The following is a 1,642-nucleotide window of genomic DNA, read 5'->3' on the forward strand; positions in this document are numbered from 1 at the left end:
CGCCGTCTGACCAAGTGGTCTACGAGCGCGCGCCACCGCCGGATCGCGGCCCGCCGCCCGAGGCTGTCATGCAAGGCATCGGCATCGGTGTCGGTATCGGCCTCGGCATGGGAATGGGCGGCCGCGGCGGCGGTGACCATTATCGCGGCGACCGCAGATACTGAGCCGCTACAAGGTCCATAATCCCATTGGAGGATTACACGAGGTCGTCATGCCCGGGCTTGTCCCACCTGCGCGGCCGAAGCCGCTTCGGCGAGGCGAAGGCCCGGGCATGACGCTGTTGAGATGCTGGTGCTCACAGCACGCCTCTTACGTGCGGCCGCCCTGCTCTCTATTGCGCCAGCGCCGGATGATCCCGCTGCACGGCCTCTCGGACCCAGCCGGCCTGGATCGCGCGAAACAGGATCTGCGCGGTCTTGAGATCATTGGCCTTCATGCAGAGTTCGACGATGCGGCGCACCGCATCGTCGCGCATCAGGTCGTCTGAAATCTTCATTGCGATTTCCATCGCGACGCGGGCGGCACGCTCGTAGCGTTCACACTCGCGCTCAGCAGTCCGCGCTGAGGCTCCGACGGCCTCCGCGCCTGCCCTCGCAGCCTGGCAAATGTTCCGAATTCGCTCCGCCGCGTCGATGTCGCCGATCGGCCCCTGGATCGGCTCGTCCCAAATGTCTGCAGGCTGCCGCCTTGCGAACCACTTCATCGCCCCCACCAATGGTCTGGTCGGCCTCGCGCCGTTCAGGACATGCGGCGCGGCCCGATCGCTTCGAACTGCGCCTTCTGCTCGTCGTTCAGCGTGGCGTAGAAATCATCGAGCGCCGCGCGCACCGACTTGATCCCGTCCAGCATCACGTCGAGGCGTTTGCGGATCGCGGCCATGCGTGCCGGCGGGGTCATCACCTCATTGGGCTCGCAGGCCGCCTTGAGCGATGCGCTGACCTTGGCGCTGGTATCCTGGAGCACCTGGAGCGCCGCGCGCTGGGTGTCGTTCGGACGAAGCCTCTCCTCGATCGTGGCGCCGGGCCAATCGAACGCGGCGGATGCGCTGCAAGTCTGCACCGACGGGTTCGCATTGTTCGACGCCGTCGCCCGACGCTGATCGTCAGCCAGCGCATTGAAGCGCGCTTTCTGTTCGTCCACAAGCGAACCATAGAATTTGTCGAGCGCCGGCTGGACCAGATCGACCGCCTTCTGCATCGCTTCGACGCGCAGCTGCATCGCCGCGAGCCGGCCGGGGGCCGTTGCTGCGGCCTGCGTCGGGCAGGATGTGCGGATCAGCGCCGCAGCGTCAATCGAAGCGTTGCCGAGCGCATCAAGATCGGCTCCTTGCGCATCGCTTGGCTGCACCGCGGCTGCAATCTGGTCAATCGGCAGACCGACGATTCCGCGGCGGTCGCTGCCGCAGAGCTGATCGAGCGGCGCGCTGCGCGCCCGCCGCCGTCCCTGCTGTTGCTGTGGCAGATAGGCCGAGAGGCGATCATAGCCATAGGGACCAAACATGCCGGCATAGATGTCCGGATAGCCGTAACCCCAGAAGCCGGGCCCGTCGCCCCAGATCGTGTAGTCGTAGAGGTCGTTGTAGGCGAACGGCCAGAACAGCGGCCCGACCCAGCCGTAGCCGCCACCCGCATGTTGCCACCAT

General features: G+C 66.2%; 2 protein-coding genes. Both read right to left on the bottom strand.

All coding sequences use genetic code 11. The features are described 5' to 3' along the window. Nucleotides 1–331 precede the first annotated feature (331 nt). Complete coding sequence (locus MOV75_RS37150) at nt 332–703, bottom strand: hypothetical protein (protein ID WP_246932436.1); 372 nt, start codon at nt 701–703, stop codon at nt 332–334. A gap of 35 nt (nt 704–738) precedes the next feature. Next, the coding region (locus MOV75_RS37155) for a Spy/CpxP family protein refolding chaperone (RefSeq protein WP_247007880.1) at nt 739–1,642 on the bottom strand (904 nt) is incomplete at its 5' end.

It is taken from the genome of Bradyrhizobium sp. PRIMUS42 (assembly GCF_023006515.1).
Taxonomy (GTDB): Bacteria; Pseudomonadota; Alphaproteobacteria; order Rhizobiales; family Xanthobacteraceae; genus Bradyrhizobium.

What these genes read in the sequence shown, in the direction of transcription:
- MOV75_RS37150 (WP_246932436.1), bottom strand. Translation starts at nt 703, where the DNA reads ATGAAGTGGTTCGCAAGGCGGCAGCCTGCAGACATTTGGGACGAGCCG.